The sequence below is a fragment of the Sphingorhabdus sp. 109 genome (assembly GCF_902506555.1).
In the GTDB taxonomy this organism is placed as follows: domain Bacteria; phylum Pseudomonadota; class Alphaproteobacteria; order Sphingomonadales; family Sphingomonadaceae; genus Parasphingorhabdus.
Genome location: NZ_LR732707.1, coordinates 320,938 through 337,329 on the forward strand (window position 1 = coordinate 320,938; position 16,392 = coordinate 337,329).

General features: G+C 58.8%; 12 protein-coding genes. 6 read left to right on the forward strand and 6 right to left on the reverse strand.

Annotation, left to right across the window (positions count from 1 at the left end; genetic code table 11):
• Position 1: 1 nt before the first annotated feature.
• Positions 2-1,012 (reverse strand): arginine N-succinyltransferase, encoded by a 1,011-nt coding sequence (locus BOSE62_RS01615; protein WP_159640824.1) that lies wholly within the window; start codon positions 1,010-1,012, stop codon positions 2-4.
• Positions 1,009-2,217: a hydrolase gene (locus BOSE62_RS01620; protein WP_159640827.1), complete on the reverse strand. Its 1,209-nt coding sequence runs from the start codon at positions 2,215-2,217 to the stop codon at positions 1,009-1,011. Before BOSE62_RS01620 ends, BOSE62_RS01615 begins: the two co-directional genes overlap by 4 nt.
• Before the next feature lie 456 nt (positions 2,218-2,673).
• Between BOSE62_RS01620 and BOSE62_RS01625 the strand changes: the two genes are divergently transcribed.
• Positions 2,674-4,779 (forward strand): malate synthase G, encoded by a 2,106-nt coding sequence (locus BOSE62_RS01625; RefSeq protein WP_159640830.1) that lies wholly within the window; start codon positions 2,674-2,676, stop codon positions 4,777-4,779.
• Here the strand turns inward: BOSE62_RS01625 and rsmA are convergent.
• The 4 genes from rsmA to BOSE62_RS01645 all read right to left on the reverse strand — a co-directional run bounded on the left by rsmA (position 4,776) and on the right by BOSE62_RS01645 (position 10,283).
• Entirely contained in the window at positions 4,776-5,603 is an 828-nt protein-coding gene (gene rsmA / locus BOSE62_RS01630; RefSeq protein ID WP_159640833.1) for a 16S rRNA (adenine(1518)-N(6)/adenine(1519)-N(6))-dimethyltransferase RsmA, read from the reverse strand. The two genes, BOSE62_RS01625 and rsmA, sit on opposite strands and share 4 nt — an antisense overlap.
• A complete protein-coding gene (gene pdxA / locus BOSE62_RS01635; RefSeq protein ID WP_159640836.1) occupies positions 5,600-6,607 on the reverse strand; it encodes a 4-hydroxythreonine-4-phosphate dehydrogenase PdxA in 1,008 nt (335 codons plus the stop codon). The genes rsmA and pdxA overlap by 4 nt, the downstream gene beginning before the upstream one ends.
• Positions 6,607-7,971, reverse strand: coding sequence for a peptidylprolyl isomerase (locus BOSE62_RS01640; RefSeq protein ID WP_159640839.1), 1,365 nt, complete (start codon positions 7,969-7,971; stop codon positions 6,607-6,609). Before BOSE62_RS01640 ends, pdxA begins: the two co-directional genes overlap by 1 nt.
• A 98-nt stretch (positions 7,972-8,069) precedes the next feature.
• Positions 8,070-10,283 carry an LPS-assembly protein LptD gene (locus BOSE62_RS01645; RefSeq protein WP_159640842.1) on the reverse strand — a complete coding sequence of 738 codons (2,214 nt, stop codon included), beginning with the start codon at positions 10,281-10,283 and terminating at the stop codon, positions 8,070-8,072.
• 269 nt (positions 10,284-10,552) lie between these two features.
• Here BOSE62_RS01645 and BOSE62_RS01650 point away from each other — a divergent pair, with 269 nt between their 5' ends.
• From BOSE62_RS01650 to BOSE62_RS01670, 5 genes are all read left to right on the forward strand, one after another.
• A complete protein-coding gene (locus BOSE62_RS01650) occupies positions 10,553-12,010 on the forward strand; it encodes a leucyl aminopeptidase (protein WP_159640845.1) in 1,458 nt (485 codons plus the stop codon).
• A 43-nt stretch (positions 12,011-12,053) separates the two neighbouring features.
• Positions 12,054-12,491: a DNA polymerase III subunit chi gene (locus BOSE62_RS01655; protein ID WP_159640848.1), complete on the forward strand. Its 438-nt coding sequence runs from the start codon at positions 12,054-12,056 to the stop codon at positions 12,489-12,491.
• A 66-nt stretch (positions 12,492-12,557) separates the two neighbouring features.
• A complete protein-coding gene (locus BOSE62_RS01660; protein WP_159640851.1) occupies positions 12,558-13,064 on the forward strand; it encodes a hypothetical protein in 507 nt (168 codons plus the stop codon).
• A gap of 85 nt (positions 13,065-13,149) precedes the next feature.
• The gene (ndk, locus tag BOSE62_RS01665; RefSeq protein ID WP_100095272.1) at positions 13,150-13,572 is read left to right on the forward strand and encodes a nucleoside-diphosphate kinase; all 423 of its coding nucleotides are present in this window, start codon (positions 13,150-13,152) and stop codon (positions 13,570-13,572) included.
• Positions 13,573-13,760: 188 nt separating this feature from the next.
• A complete protein-coding gene (locus BOSE62_RS01670) occupies positions 13,761-16,385 on the forward strand; it encodes a TonB-dependent receptor (protein ID WP_159640854.1) in 2,625 nt (874 codons plus the stop codon).
• Positions 16,386-16,392: the final 7 nt, after the last annotated feature.

Here is a 16,392-nt window from a genome sequence, read left to right on the forward strand (position 1 = left end):
CTCATCGCGGAATATACCGGATTTCGTCGCCGACCGAGAGGCCGATATTGGCGGCAGCCTGTTCGTCGATCACCACGCCGTCGTCATTCTCGCCCAGCATCGCATAGGTCGCCTGAAAATCACCGAGCTTGCCGCGTGAAATGATCGCTTTCGTCTCGCCTTCACCGAGCGCGCTAATCATTGCCGATTTTGCATTGCGAACGCTGGTGACATCTTCGGTCCGGGCGATCATCGTCGGGCCACCGTCAAAAATATCGACATAGCCGTCATAGGAGAAATTCTCGTTCTCCAGCATCCGCATGGCAGCCCGGCCATTGGGATGGGGCACGCCGATCGCGGCGCGCGCGGATTCGCTCAGCATGGCGGTATAGATCGGATGTTTGGGCATCAGGTCGGCAATGAACTGGTTGCCGTGGATGGCGTTGAAATAGTCTGCTTCCTGAAAACTCATGCCAAAGAAGCGGCCGGCAAGACCGTCCCAGAAGGGCGAGCCGCCCGCCTCGTCAATGATCCCGCGCAGTTCGGCAAAAATCTTGTCACCGAAGCGCGCGCGATGTTCCTTGATGAACAGATAGCGGCTGCGGGCCAGCAACATGCCGAGACCGCCGGCGCGCTCGCCAGGATGCAGGAACAGACCGCCGACTTCGCTGGCCCCTTCCAGATCGGTGACCAGGCTCAGCATCTGGGCGCTGAACGTCCGGTCAAGCTCCTTGCTGGTCTGCGACAGGGTGCTCAGGCGATAGGAATAGAAGGGCCAGGTCTGCCCGACCTTGGTGAACAGTTGCGAGGTGCCCCGCACCGCGCCGGTTTCGACATTTTCCAGCACCATGACAAACAGGTCATCGCCATGTTCATTGCTGTCATTCTGATAGGCGCGTTCGGATCGTTCCAGCTTATGGGTCAGCGAATCCCGGTCGGCCGGCAGGTTGGTAAAGCCGCCGCCGGTCAGTTTCGCCATTTCGTAGAGATGCTGCAGATCATCGACCCGCGCCGCGCGTATCCGGAAACTCATAATCCTCCTTTTTCGGCGATCCGCATGATCGTCAGCGCCGATAATTGTGTCCGTTCGACCAGACTGTCCGTGATCAGATATTCGTCGGCGCTGTGGATCGCCCCGCCGCGCACGCCCATCGTATCCACAACCGGGATACCGCAGGCCGCGATATTATTGCCGTCGCAAACCCCGCCGGTGCCGCGCCAGCGGATATCCAGACCCAACTCTGCGCCGCATTGCTTCACAAGGCCGAACAGCCTTTCCGCCTGCGGGTCAATCGGCTTGGGCGGGCGGCCAAAGCCGCCATGGCAATGAACGCCGACATCATGCAGTTTCGCGATATCTGAGACCATCTGGTCGAGAGCCTTTTGCGCTACAGCCTGATCTTCCAGCGTCTTCGGCCGGAAGTTGACGCGCAATATGGCCTGATCGGGAACCGAATTATTCGGTCCGCCACCGTCGATCTTCGCCGGATTGACGCTCAACCCCTTGCGGTGCAGCGCTTTCAGCCGCACCGCCATGTCCGCTGCCGCGACCAGTGCGTTGCGGCCCTCGTCGGGATTGCGTCCGGCATGCGCGCTCTTGCCGGTGAAGATGATAGAAAAATTGCCGCTGCCGCCGCGTTCTCCGGCCAGCGTACCGTCGGGCAGGGCGGGTTCGTAGGTGAGGGCGGCGGTTTTACTCTTCGCCAGTCGCCTGATCAGCGCTGCCGAAGATCCGGAACCCACTTCCTCGTCGCTGTTGATCATCACGTCATAGCCGATCCGGCTGGCATATTCGCTATGCTCGAGCAATTGCAGCGCGCCGAGCATGACGGAAAGACCGCCCTTCATGTCGGCGAGGCCCGGGCCGTTCAAAATGCCGCTTTCCAGCTCGACGATCTGCTGGAACGGGTGATCCGCCGCAAAAACCGTGTCCATATGGCCGGTCAACAGCAGACGCACCGGCGCTTCGGGTCGCACCGAAGTGACCAGATGCCGGCCGCGCCGGACTTGGTCAACCGAGCCGTCCGCGCGCACAGCCTCGACCGGTTCGGGATCGATCAGGCTGGTCTCTCCCGGCAACACTGAAAAAGCGTCCGCGAGCATGGCTGCGACGGTCGCCAGGCCATCGAGATTGGTGGTGCCGCTATTGACCTCCGCCCATTGGAGCGTGCGCGGCAAAAGCGGCAGGTCGTTGGCCTTTTCCAATATTGTCATCTCGGAGGAGGAATCTGCTTTCATTTGAAACCGATAGCATTTGTCGTGAGTCCATGCCAGTCGCTCTGTCACGGGGAAAAACGCTGTCCTACAGTGCGGGGCACCGTTATGGTTGCAATCCGAAGTCCGCAGAGGCCTTGCCGTGCCGTTTCAAAAGGAGTGTCCCGTGATCAATCTCGCCCGTTCGTCCTTTTTCTCCTTTGTCACAAATTCCGTCAATGGCAAAAAATGGACCGAAATTCAGTTGGTTTGCAATGGCCTCTAATAAGCGATCGCAGGAAAAGGAAAAATATTCATAACAGTGTAAAGTTTGTCAAGTTCATTTCCGGCATTATCCTTTTTCGCCGCTCCGATGGGCCATCCCATTTACAGGGCGAAAAAGAGCCGTCATAGACGGCAGCGAGTCCTCCCCGGAACAATTTGAACGCCCCCGGTGTAGTTTCTATGCTGCGGGAAAACGCATGTGAACGAGGAATTATCATGTCCGAATATATCAGCCAGAACAATATCCAGATCGCGCAGGAACTGCTCGATTTTATCAACGATCGCGCGCTGCCGGGAACCGGGGTGGACGGGGCAAAATTCTGGGCCGGATTTGCCGATCTCCTCGGAAAATTCGCGTCGCGCAATGCGGAGCTTCTGGCGAAGCGCGAGACGCTGCAGGCGCAGATCGATGCCTGGCATCTCGACCACAAGGGGCAGCCGATTGATCAGGCGGAATATCAAGGCTTTCTGAAAGACATCGGTTATCTGGTTGAAGAACCGGCTGCTTTTTCCATCAACACGGAAAATGTTGATCCGGAAATCGCGACCATGGCCGGACCGCAGCTGGTGGTGCCCTCGCTCAACGACCGTTTCGTTCTGAACGCCGCCAACGCGCGCTGGGGCAGCCTGTACGACGCTTTCTACGGTACCGATGCGCTGGACGCGCCACCGGCCAAACCCGGTGGCTATGATCCGGAGCGTGGAGCGGCGGTTATCAAGGCGGCAAAGGCCTTCCTTGATGAAGCTTTCCCTCTGTCGAGCGGATCATGGACCGATTATGCCGGTGGCGAGCTTGTACTGGCAGACCCGTCGCAACTGGTTGGCCGCAACGGCCAGTCGCTGCTGCTCAAGCATAACGGGCTGCACGCCGAAATCGTCATCGATCCGGCCCACCCGATCGGCAAGGATGACCCCGCCCATATCGCCGATGTCCTCATGGAAGCGGCGCTGACCACGATCATCGACATGGAAGATTCGGTCGCGGCTGTGGACGCCGAAGACAAGGTTCTGGCCTATACAAACTGGCTCGGCCTGATGCGCGGCGATCTCGACGCCTCCTTCGAAAAGGGTGGCAAGACGGTCGAGCGCAAGGCCAATCCGGATCGCGACTATGTCGATCCCGACGGCAAGGCTTTCACATTACCCGGCCGCAGTCTGATGTTTGTCCGCAATGTCGGGCATCTGATGACCAACCCCGCAGTCCTGCTGGCCGACGGATCGGAAGCGCCGGAAGGTCTGCTCGACGGCGTGTTCACCAGCCTGATCGCGATGCATGATCTCAAGGGACTGGGCGAACTGCGCAACAGCCGCGCCGGATCCATCTATATCGTGAAGCCGAAGATGCACGGACCGGAAGAATGCGCCTTTGCCAATGATCTCTTTGATGCGGTCGAAGATCTGCTCGGCCTCGACCGTCACACGATCAAGGTCGGCGTGATGGACGAAGAACGCCGGACATCCGTCAATCTCGCCGCCTGCATCCATGCGGTGAAGGACCGGGTCGTGTTCATCAACACCGGATTCCTTGACCGGACCGGCGACGAAATCCACACCTCGATGCAGGCGGGCGCGATGCTGGCCAAGGGCGATATCAAGACAAGCGACTGGATCACCGCCTATGAACAGCGCAACGTCGCCATCGGCCTGGCTTGCGGCATGTCCGGCAAGGCGCAGATCGGCAAGGGCATGTGGGCCGCGCCCGACATGATGGCCGACATGATGGAACAGAAAATCGGCCATCCGATGACTGGCGCCAACACCGCCTGGGTGCCCAGCCCGACGGCGGCGACGCTGCACGCGATTCACTATCACCGGGTCAATGTCTTCGACCGGCAGAAAGAAGTCGCGGCGGACGGCGTTGCGCCGCTCGACAAGCTGCTGACCATTCCGCTGGCCGATGGCCACAACTGGTCGGATGCCGAAATCGAGCACGAGCTGGACAATAATGCGCAGGGCATTTTGGGCTATGTGGTCCGCTGGATCGATCAGGGAATCGGCTGTTCCAAAGTGCCGGATATCAACGATGTCGGCCTGATGGAAGACCGCGCGACACTGCGGATTTCCTCACAGCATATGGCCAACTGGATGCTGCACGGCGTCTGTTCGCCCGAGCAGGTCGATGCCGCGCTGCTGCGCATGGCGGCCAAGGTCGACGGGCAGAATGCGGGCGATCCTCTGTACCGGCCGATGGCGCCCAATCCGGACGACAGTCTGGCGTTCCAGGCGGCGCGCGATCTGGTGTTCAAGGGTGTCGAACAGCCGAGCGGCTATACCGAGCCCTTGCTGCATGCCTATCGGCGGAAGCTGAAAGCGGCGGGCTAGGAGAGCCGCCGGGCGAGTTCGACGAACTCGGACACGGCAAGGGTCTCGGGCCGGCGCTGGCTGTCGATCCCGGCCTGTTCGAGCGCTTCGAGGCCGCCGGGCAGTTTCTTCAGGCTTTGCCGCAGCATCTTGCGCCGCTGGCTGAAGGCGGTCTGCGTCAGGACTTCCAGCTTGGCGAAGTCGACGCCTTCGGGCTGCGCCGCGGCCGTGATATGGACGACCGCCGACATGACCTTGGGCGGCGGCGTGAAGGCCGAGCGGTGGACGGTCATGGCGAGCTTGGCCGTGCTGCGCCACTGGACGAGGATCGACAGGCGGCCATAGGCGCTCGAGCCGGGCCGGGCGACGATCCGGTCGGCGACCTCGCGCTGGAACATCAGGGTCAGCGACTGCCATTGCGGTGGCCATTGCGGAGCGGAGAGCCATTTCACGAGCAGCGCCGAACCGACATTATAGGGCAGGTTGGACAGGATATGGAACGGACCGTCAAACAGGCTGCCATGGTCCAGCGCGAGCGCATCGTCGTTGATCAGCGTCAGCTTGTCCGGGAAATGATCGGACAGTTCGGACAGGGCGGGCAGGCAGCGTTCGTCCCGTTCCACCGCGGTCACATGGGCACCGGCCTGCAAGAGGGCGCGGGTCAGGCCGCCGGGACCGGGGCCGACTTCAAAGACGGACTGGCCGTCCAGACTGCCCGGGACCGCAGCGATCCGGTCGAGAAGCTGCATGTCGAACAGGAAATTCTGGCCCAGCGCTTTGCTCGCGGTCAGGCCGTGCTTCCTGATCACCTCCCGCAGCGGGGGCAGGGCAGCAGGCTGGTTCAATGGTCGTGCATCTGTCGGTTGGCAACCGCGGTTGCGGCCATCTGGATCGCCGCGATCATCGAACGCGGGTCGGCAATATCCTGGCCGGCGATGTTAAAGGCTGTGCCATGGTCGGGCGAGGTGCGGACAATCGGAAGGCCGAGCGTGATATTGACGCCGTCGAAAAAATGCAGGGTCTTGAGCGGTATCAGGGCCTGGTCATGATAGGGGCACAGAGCGACATCATATTGCTGGCGCGCTTCCTCGTGGAACATCGTGTCGGCCGGCATGGGATCGGTGATATCCATGCCGTCGTTGCGCAGCGTATCGATTGCCGGTTGCATGATCCGTTGTTCTTCGTCGCCGAGATTGCCGTTCTCGCCAGCATGCGGATTGAGTCCTGCCACCGCGAGGCGGGGTTTTTCGATGCCGAAATTGCGGATCAGCGCTTTCTCGGCCGCCCGGGCGCGGGCGATGATCAGCGGGCCCGTCAACTGCTCCGGCACGTCTTTCAGGGCGATATGGGTCGTCATTGGAATCACCCGCAAGCTGGGGCCAGCCAGCATCATCACGGCATTCTCTCTTGCGATGCCGCAACGCTCCGAGACAAATTCGGTCTGGCCGGGATAGCGGAAGCCCACCTCGTACAACTGCGTCTTGGATACAGGAGCGGTGATGACCGCGCCGGCATCGCCCGAGCGCGCCAATCCGCAGGCAATCTCGAGCGCGTGCAGCGAACATTGCGCGCTGTCCAAAGTCGCCTTGCCCGGAATGGCCGCGGCGGCGTCATGGATATGAAACACCGGCAAGGCTTCTCCGAATGTGCCAATTGTTTCCGACGGTTGTTCAATTTTCCGGACCGGAATGCCGGCAAGTTTCTCGAAGTCGGCGATGTTCCCGATTGCAAAAAAGGGCTTGAGACCCGCTTCCGATCGCCGTTGCCAGCTCTTCCCGATAATTTCGGGACCGACGCCAGCCGGATCTCCGCAGGAAACGGCGAAAGGCTTGGCGTTCCACTCTGCCATTAATTATATTCGATAATGGCGTCGCGTCGCAGGTCGCGCAGATAAATCTGCGCCCGTTTGTTGACCCGGTCATTTTCCAGTCGGGACATGATTGCATCAAAGGATGGTGCAGCCGCGCTCTGCGGGTCATCGCGTCCGCAGAGGATGAGCACACGGACACCGTCTTCGACCGAGCCGAATGGCTGGCTTGCTTGCCCGATTTGCAGCTGTCCGATGGTGCCCTGCAAGGCGGCCGGAAGATCGCGGAGCCTTACCTGGTCATTATCGACCACGCTGGCGCCGAGCTTGGCAGCCACTTCGTTGGCCGCGCCGCAGCCCTTGATCGCCTGCGTCTCCGAAGCAAATTTTGCGGCTCGCGCAGACGCCTGTTCTTCGGTAATGCCCGGCGGGAATTCGATCGCCAGCTGTTTGAGGCTGAGCAGCGCGTTGCGTGGGTCCGCGGTTAGTACTTGCCGCGAATCAATTAGGTAAAGGATGGAGAAGCCTCCCGGGACTTCGATCGGTCCGACAACCTGTCCCACCTGCATCTGCTCTGCTGCCTGGGCAAGGGTCGGTGGCAATTGCGCCGGCCTCACCCAGCCCAGATCGCCGCCTGTTGCAGCGGTTGAAGCTTCCGAGAACTGGCGTGCATAGGCAACGAAGGAACCCCCGGCGCGGATCTGCTCCAGAATCTTGAGCATATTGCCGGCAACCTGCTCGGCGGTTTCCTGATTTGCCGACATGTAGATTTCACCGATGCGAAACTCGCTCGTGCCTTTTGAAGCATTCAGCCGTTCGATAATGGCGTTGACCTCTTCATCGCCGACATTGATGAACGGCTGGATATTGCGCCGTAGCAGGCGGCTCCAGGCCAGCTCGCCCTTGATCTGGCGTTTCAATGTGTCCGAAGACGAACCCTGCGAGCGCAGATACTGATCGAATGCACCAAGATCCTGTTTGAAATTCTGCTGTGCAACCTGGCGGAACGTGGCTTCCACTTCCTCGGGCGCGATGACGATTTCATTGGCTTCTGCTTCCTGGATCTGCAGCGTTTCATCGATCAGATTGCGCAATACCTGGAGCCGCAGCCGCTGTTTTTCTTCTTCCGCAACTTCGCCGCCATTGGCTGCAACGATCAGGGCGAGACGATGGCCAACATCGGTACCGGTGATGATGTCTCCGTTGACGATCGCGGTAGCGCGGCGAACATTCGGATCATTATTGCCGAATATTGTCAGTTCGTCCGGAATATCCAGTCCGCTCTGTGGTAGCGATGTATCTGCGACCGTCTGGCTGACGGATGGAGACGCTCCTGCGACGACAAGCGCTGCGGTCAGGATAGCCTTGGTCTTCAAGCCCTGGATTTTCATGCTCAATACATTCATCTTTTGTTTCTTCTCAACTACACAGAGTAAATTTTACGAAGCAAATAGCAAATATCTGCTGAACCGAATATGAGTGGACCGACCCGCCGGAAAGACCTCTACACACCCAGATTGCGCAAGGCTAGCTGGAACAGGAAGGTACTGCCACTTCGCGCGTCTCCGGTATCTTCATAGTCATAGCGCCATGTCACGCCCATCGAAAGGCAGCCGTCGTCATAGGCGATGCCGAGCCGGTGCCGAACAGGATCAAAGCCATCGGCTACCGAGACCGGGTCTTCGCTGCGATCGGTCAGGTCGATGATCGCCGACCCGAAAACCGACCAGTAATTGTCAATCTGATAGCGTCCGCCGACGCGCACTTCCTCGCGGTCCCGCAAATCTTCCAGCTCAAGGCCGATATTCCGGTTCAGGCGCAGATAGCCGATCTGAGCATAAGTTTCTTTTGAACCGATGGTAGCATCGATCTCGTTTCGCCGGATCGCCAGATTATCCTTGTCGAGCCGGTAACGGTGGGTGAACTTGACGATATCCTTGAACCGCACGCTGGTGCGTCCGACAATATCGGAAAAACGGTCTGACAGGCCGGTACCTTCTGGCACGATATTATTGTTGTTTTCGAGCCGGTAGCTCTGACCGACGATCATATTTACCTGCAGATTGGGCCGATTGACTTCCCATTCCATTCCGTAAGTCGCGCGGACATTATCTTCGTAGCGATCATAGCCGGGGAAACGGTTGAGCGAGAAAAGATTGGAATCTTCCAGATCAACGGCGCGGGAATCCTCGTTAGGAACCGAGAGATTGGAAAGACCGGGTGTCGCTACAATCTGGAACCGTGGGGTGATCGTCTGGGTGCCGCCAAAAGCTTCCCCGATCAGTGGCCATTTAACATCGATCGCCGCCGTTGCAATGGCACGGGTCTGCCAACCACTCTGGCCCCGATAGATATCGGTGTCGTTGAGGGCATTGTCGTCACTATGATAGACATCTCCGCGAACAAGACCGGTGAAGGTGATTTCCTGTCCCCAGTCGGTCAGTTTTCGCATGTCCCAGCGGGCAGAACCAAAGGCGCGCTGTGTGTCCTGACCCTCGGAGCGCCCGATTGCCAGGCTGTTGGCCTGCACTTCAAGCCGGCCGCCAAGAACGGGATCGTCGAAACGCTTGCGATAATCGATTACCGGCAGGGCCACTGGAACCCGATTTTGCGGGTCATTCACCCGCAACGTCTGGAAGGCCCAGCCAGCCAGAGAGAAATAGCTGCTGTCGCTGATCCGTTCGACATTGATCGTCGAGCGCAGGCTATCGTCATCGCTAATGTCATAGCGCCGCAGAAAGGTACGATCGGACACGATGCGGGCGGATTGCGAAATCGTCCATTCGTCATCCAGCCGGAACCGGCCGCTGGTCGCGAAATAGCCGCGGAAATCCTTTTCGGCGTTCGGCACCGCCTGGGTTGCACCGGTCGGAATACGGGAGCCATAGGTGGCATATCCGGTGAGTTGGAAAGCGCCCTTGTCATCCAGACTGCGAAAAGTGCCGCTGACCAGCGGGGCTACATCGGTAAAGACCTGGGCGGTAACCGTTGCATCCTGATTGGGCGCGATGCTGAAATAATAGGGCACGGTAATTCCCACGCCGTTGACCGTGTCGAACTTAATGTCCGGTACAAGAAGGCCGCTGCGGTTTTCATCGCTAACCGGATGGGAAAGACCGGGCAGGGGAATGACCGGCAGTCCGAAAATCTCGATCCGGGCGCCCTGATACCTGACCCGCTTCCTAACCGGGTCGTAGAGCACCTTGACGGCCTTGATCTGCCAGCTTGGATTTTTCGGACATCCTTCTTCTGTTGTCACGGCGCATGCGGTGTAGGCAGCGCTGTGCAGCGCAATCGAGCCGTCAGTGAACCGTTCGCTGCGCTGCGCCGCCAGACGGCTGCCGTCTTCCAGAACGAGCAGAAGATTGTCGATCGCACCATCCCGCAGGCTGTCGGTCAGCTCGATACGATCGCCATAGGCGACGTCGCCATCGGGGCTGGTCGACTTTATACTTCCCTCAGCTACGACGGCGCCGGTGTTCCGGTTCCACAGAACCTGATCGGCACGCAGTTGATATCCGTCCCGGTTGAGCAGGACATTGCCCTTGGCCGTGACCAGATCATTCTCGAAATCATAGTCGATGCTGTCGGCGCTAAATGCGATTTCATTGGTTTGCTGGTCAGAGGCAACCGCTTCGTCATTTTGCGACTGCCCTATGGCAGCAGACGGAATTGCAGCAGCCAGACCCAGGGTGACAAGGGCGAATGAAGATTTCATCGACTGGCTCAACCTGCTTTTTAGCCCCATTTCGGACGGCATTGAATATTGCACTGTCCACCTTCCGAACGCCTATTGCACCAGTTTGCCTTGTCTGCAAATTTTCTTTGCCATAATCTGATGAACAGATGCTTGACCGGAAAACCCAGACGGTGCAGCAACGGCTCACGACAGGATAAATGTCGGTCCATTCGTCTTTGAGTCGGATCGACGAGTGAGCCAATCAGATGCTTCACTCCTCAAAACTTGAAAATAGGGACAGTTTTCCAATGAATTTCAACTTTGCCAACGAGCGCCCCGCGAATGCTGATGCGATTATCTTTGCTATCGCCGAGAATGGACTGAACGATTTCGAGCTCAGGCTTGAACAAGCAAATACCGTCAAGGCGGGGGCAAAAGCCGCCCGGTTTTCCGGCAAGCTGGGCGAGGTTTTCGAGATTTTCGTTACCGAGGCGGGCACCGTCCAGCGGATCATCTTGACCGGACTGGGCAAGGGCAAGGCCAATAATGCCGAATCGGCCGGTGGTTCGGCCATTGCCAAAATCCTGGCATCCGGCGCGAAACATGCGGTCATCGAACCGTCGGGTCTCGATCAGGAGCGGCTCGCCAAATTGCTCTTCGGCGCGAAATTGCGCAGCTGGCGGCATGACAAATACCGCACAACCATGCCGGAAAAGCAGAAGGTTACACTGCAGACAATCACTGTGCTCGACCGGGATCTGGAGACCGCCAAAACCTGGACGGACTTGTCCGCAGTTGCTGACGGTGTCGCGCTGACCCGCGAACTGGTCGCCGAACCGGCCAACGCTATCTACCCCGAAAGTTTCGTCGCTCGTTGCGAAGAACTGAAAGAACTGGGTGTCGAATTCACCGTGCTCGGCTGGGAAGAAATGGAAAAGCTCGGCATGGGCGCGCTGCTCGGGGTTTCGCAGGGGTCCGAACGTCCTCCACGGCTTTTGGCCATGCGTTGGGACGGTACCAATGGCGAACAGGAGAAACCGCTCGCGCTGGTGGGTAAGGGCGTTACCTTTGACACCGGCGGGATTTCGCTAAAACCGGGTGCCGGCATGGAAGAGATGAAATGGGACATGGGCGGCGCTGGCGCCGTGGCCGGAACCATGAAGGCCCTGGCGGGGCGCAAGGCCAAGGCGCATGTCGTCGGTGTTTGCGGACTGGTCGAGAATATGCCGGATGGCAAGGCGCAGCGTCCCGGTGATGTTGTCACCAGTATGAACGGCCAGACCATCGAAGTGATCAACACCGACGCCGAAGGGCGGCTGGTGCTGTGCGACGCAATGCACTGGACCCAGGAAATGTTCAAACCGGACGTGCTGATCGATCTGGCGACCCTGACCGGTGCGATGATAATCGCGCTCGGCAATGAACATGCCGGTTGTTTCAGCAATGATGATGATCTCGCAGAAGATCTAATCGATGCGGGCAAGGATGCCGGTGATCCGCTGTGGCGGCTTCCGGTTGGTCCGGCCTATGACAAGCTGATCAACTCGCCGATCGCCGACATGAAAAACGTCGGGCCGCGCGGTGCCGGCTCGATCACGGCGGCGCAATTCCTCAAGCGGTTCGTCAAGGATGGCGTGAAATGGGCGCATCTCGATATTGCCGGCATGGTCTGGGCGGACAAGCCGAGCCCGGTCTGGGACAAGGGCGCGACCGGTTACGGCGTGCGGCTGCTGAACCAGTATGTCGCCGACAATTTCGAAGACTGATGCGGTTTAGCCATGCGACAAGCCCAGGCTGGAAAGGCGCGCGGTGCAGGTTGATTTCTATCACCTGACCCGCGATCCGGCGGACCAGCTGGTACCGATGCTGGCGAGCAAGTCGCTGGACGTGGGCAAAAGGCTGCTGTTGCTGGCGCAGGACGAAAGCCGTCGCAGGGCGCTCAGCGATGCGCTTTGGAGCACCGACCCGGCCAGCTTTCTCGCGCACGACTTTGCCGGATCCGGGAGGGAGGCCGAGCAACCGATTCTGATTTCCGATCAGTGCGCGGCAGCGAACGGCGCATCCTATATCATTCTGTCGGACGGCTTGTGGCGGGACGGTGCGCTGAATTTCGAGCGGGCCTTCTTCCTGTTTGTCCCCGATCAGATTGATCATGCCCGAACCGTCTGGCGGGAGCTGAAGGCCAAGGAAGATGTCATCCCGCGCTACTGGAAACAGGACGGAGGACGCTGGGTCGAAGGGCCGTGATTTGCCAATAGCATGGATCTTCGCTATTTTGCGGACCGGTCGCACCAGCAAACCGGAGCCTGTCCCATGTGTAGATTTCTGATTCTGTCCGTGACCCTTGTTCTTGCCGCCTGCGGCAGCAATGAGAACGAAAGAGCCGCCGGTTCCTTCGACGATGGCGATGGCAACAAGGGCAGCTATTCGATCCGTGGCGACGAGGAAAATAGCGAGACTGTGATCAGGTCTGGCGAGGAAGAGGTGCGCATCGCCACGGGCGACAAGGCAGCCAACGACCTGCCTTTTGATATTAAACTTTATCCCGGTGCCGATATCCAGACCAGCATGTCCGGAATGGGTGAGGGCAAATCGGGTGCGATGCTTGTGTTCCGGACTGGGGACAGTGCGGATGAAGTGATAGAATTCTATCGCAAGCAGATGGAGGCCCGGGGAATCGCGGTGAAAACAGAGATCAAGTCCGGCGAGATGCAGATGATTGGCGGCGAACGGGCGAAAGACGAGGGCTTGCATGTTTCCGTCACAAAATCGCCGGACGGCGGTGTCACCGGTACGATTGTGGCGGGTGCGCAAAACTAGGCCGAATCGAAAACTTGCCATGGTGCAGTGCAGCGGCTAAGGGCGGCGCAACTTTTGACTATCCCTACATTTATGGAGCTTTATCATGGCCGTGACACGGACATTCTCGATCATCAAACCCGATGCGACCCGTCGCAACATCACCGGCGCTGTCACCAAGATGCTGGAAGAAGCCGGTCTGCGCGTCGTCGCGTCCAAGCGCATCCACATGACTCGCGAACAGGCCGAAGGCTTTTACGCGGTGCACAAGGACCGTCCTTTCTTCGGCGAGCTGGTCGATTTCATGATCAGCGGCCCGTGCGTCGTACAGGTGCTCGAAGGCGAAAATGCGATGCAGGCGAACCGCGACATCATGGGCGCGACCAATCCTGCAGACGCCGCTCCGGGCACGATCCGCAAGGAACTGGCCGAAAGCCTCGAAGCCAACACCGTCCACGGTTCGGACAGCGAAGAAAATGCAGCGATTGAAATCGCCTATTTTTTCAACGAAGACGAAATCGTCGGCTAGGCCTCTCGTCTGGTTCTAGCGTTTTAAACGCCCGGTTGCAGAAATGCAGCCGGGCGTTTTTCATTGGCTTGGCCGAGCCCTGTCACAAAAGGTTTTTATAAGATTCTCAGAGCAGTCACCAAGCCGAAGCACAGGTGACGCGGACCACTCCTATCGGGGCGACCAACGCATCGAAACGGGGACTGAAAATGACAAGAAATTCTGCTGGCCTATCCTTCAAACACAAGTTGATCATCGGAACGGCGCTGCTATCGCCTGCGACGCTGGCGGGCCCGGCTTCTGCCCAGACCGGTACAGATGATATCGAAGAAGGGGATGTGATCGTCGTTACCGGCTCCATTCTCGAAGCCCAGCAGGCCGCGATTGCAGAGAAACGCGAAGCAAAAAATGTCGTCGACGTCGCTTCCGCCGATTCTGTTGGCCGTTTTCCCGATGAAAATATTGCAGCCGCACTGACCCGACTGCCCGGTGTCGCGGTGCAGCGCGACCAGGGGCAGGCGCGCTACATTCAGGTGCGCGGCGCACCCAACCGCTGGACCTCGGTCAGCATCAACGGCATCCCGCAGACCGGGACCGACGAAGGCAGCGCCGGCCGCGCCTATCGTTTCGACGCTGTCCCCGCCGTGCTCTTGTCTGAATTGCGCGTCAACAAGTCGCTGACCCCGAATATTACCGCCGAGGCGGTGACCGCCAATGTTGACCTGCTGACCTATTCCGCGCTCGGCAACGAAGGTTTTACCGCGAGCGGCGACGTCGGCTACGGCATGATGGATCTCGGAGATGGCGAGCAGCGTCAGGGTTCGCTTCGCCTTGGCTGGTCGGATGGCACCTGGGGTATCGTACTCGGCGGATCGCATTACAAGCGTGAGCAGGTCACGGATAACCGGGAATATGGCTATTCGACCGGCACCGACGGCACAATCGCGCCCACCGATATCGACGTGCGCAGCTATCTGCTCGACCGCGAAACCAACGGTCTGTACGGCGATATCGAGTTTCAGCCGGTGGACGGTCAAGTGTTCCATGTTCGCGGAATCTATACCGAGTTCAAGGACGACGAGCAGCGCAATGCCTATCAGTTCGAACTTGACGAAGCTTCGTCAGGAACCCGCACATCTACCGGCGGAGACCTGGTCAACGTACCGGTTGATGGTGCCTTCAATGACGCCAAATATCGCAACCGTAACCTGATCCTGTCCACCGGAGCGGATCTGGAATTTGACGATTGGGGCTTGAGTGCGCAATTGGGCTATACGCGGACCGAGAACAGCACCTATTTGCCGTTGACGCTTGCTACCACCGGCGGCGCCAATAACGTCTCCTTGACCTACGACCGCAGCGATCCCAATTTCCCGGTCATCACCGGACTCTACGCGACCGACTTCGATGTCGACCCGATCACCGGCGATCTGATCAACCCTCGACGGGGCGCCGCCATCGACCGGTTCGACCCGACCTCGTTCAACGGTTTCAACTTCATCCTGCCGATCGTCACCGAGACTGTATCGGATTCGATGACGGCCAAGGTCGACCTGTACAAACAATGGGATGATTTTACCGTTCGTTTCGGCGGCCTGTTCCAGCAGCGCGATATTTCCGGCAACATTTTCAATGACGCCGGTATCGTCCCGCTCGCCGTTATCGGCCAGAATGTGAATGATTATGCGGGTAGCGCGCCTTGGGACACCGGCTTTCCGCTCGGTGTTTCGTTCACCTATACCGATAACGAAGCGCTCGACGATGATCAGCAACGCCTGCTCGAACAGGCCGGGATTGATCTCAGCGATCTCAATCCGCCGCAGGATTTCTTCGATCAGAAGGAAACGATTTTTGCACCCTATCTGATGGGGGAATTCGAACTGGGTGATCTGCAGATCATCGCCGGCGCGCGGGCGGAATATTACAAGGTCCGCAATTCGGGCACGGCCTCGACCGGCGGTATCTTGACCCCGCTGACCTTCGAGGATGACTATTTCGATCTCTTCCCGAGCGTAAATCTGCGCTATAATGTCAGCGACGATATCGTGTTGCGCCTTGCCGGCCTCCGCGGGACGGCGCGTCCGGCCTATGCGGCGGTGCGGATTGGCTCGGCAATCAACGATGTAAGCGAAGTGATCGAATCCGGCAATCCGGCGCTGAAGCCGGAATATACCTGGGGCGTGGACGCCAGTTTCGAATGGTATCTGCCTGGCAACGGCATCTTTTCGGTTGCCGCTTTCCACCGCTGGGTTGACGATGTCCTCTATACCGGCACGCAGCGGGTCAACAGCGATGCCTTTGACAGTGACGGCATAGACCGCTCCAACTATCTGTTGAGCGCCAATTTCAATGGCCAGAGTGGGACTGTATCCGGGGTCGAGTTCAACGTCCAGCACCAGTTCGACTTCCTGCCGGGTGCGCTGGGCGGCTTCGGTGTGCAGGGCGGGCTGACCCTGCTCGACGGCGAATTTGACGCGCTGGATGCAGGCGGCATGGTCGTCACATCAGACTTCCCTGGCCTCTCCGACACGATCGTGAATGCTTCGGTTTTCTATGAGAAATACGGCATATCGGCGCGGGTATCCTACCAATGGCGATCGGACTATATCGATACGGTGGGCGGTCTCGGCATCGGCGATGGCGAGTTCCGCGGCGCCTATGAAAATCTCGATGTGACCCTGCGGTACAAGATCAATGACAATTTTACCGTCTATGCCGATCTGGCCAACCTGACCGATGAAATCTATACCGCCTTTGACGGCACGTCGGATTTCCCGGTCGAGGTTGAGCAGATTGGCGCGCGCTACATGTTCGGGCTACGCTTCGATTTCTAGCGGCAAT

Coding starts and splice junctions, on each gene's coding strand:
- BOSE62_RS01650 (WP_159640845.1), top strand. CDS start 10,553: ATGAATTTCAACTTTGCCAACGAGCGCCCCGCGAATGCTGATGCGATT.
- BOSE62_RS01615 (WP_159640824.1), bottom strand. CDS start 1,012: ATGAGTTTCCGGATACGCGCGGCGCGGGTCGATGATCTGCAGCATCTC.
- ndk (WP_100095272.1), top strand. CDS start 13,150: ATGGCCGTGACACGGACATTCTCGATCATCAAACCCGATGCGACCCGT.
- BOSE62_RS01670 (WP_159640854.1), top strand. CDS start 13,761: ATGACAAGAAATTCTGCTGGCCTATCCTTCAAACACAAGTTGATCATC.
- BOSE62_RS01625 (WP_159640830.1), top strand. CDS start 2,674: ATGTCCGAATATATCAGCCAGAACAATATCCAGATCGCGCAGGAACTG.
- BOSE62_RS01660 (WP_159640851.1), top strand. CDS start 12,558: ATGTGTAGATTTCTGATTCTGTCCGTGACCCTTGTTCTTGCCGCCTGC.
- BOSE62_RS01620 (WP_159640827.1), bottom strand. CDS start 2,217: ATGAAAGCAGATTCCTCCTCCGAGATGACAATATTGGAAAAGGCCAAC.
- BOSE62_RS01640 (WP_159640839.1), bottom strand. CDS start 7,971: ATGAATGTATTGAGCATGAAAATCCAGGGCTTGAAGACCAAGGCTATC.
- BOSE62_RS01645 (WP_159640842.1), bottom strand. CDS start 10,283: ATGAAATCTTCATTCGCCCTTGTCACCCTGGGTCTGGCTGCTGCAATT.
- pdxA (WP_159640836.1), bottom strand. CDS start 6,607: ATGGCAGAGTGGAACGCCAAGCCTTTCGCCGTTTCCTGCGGAGATCCG.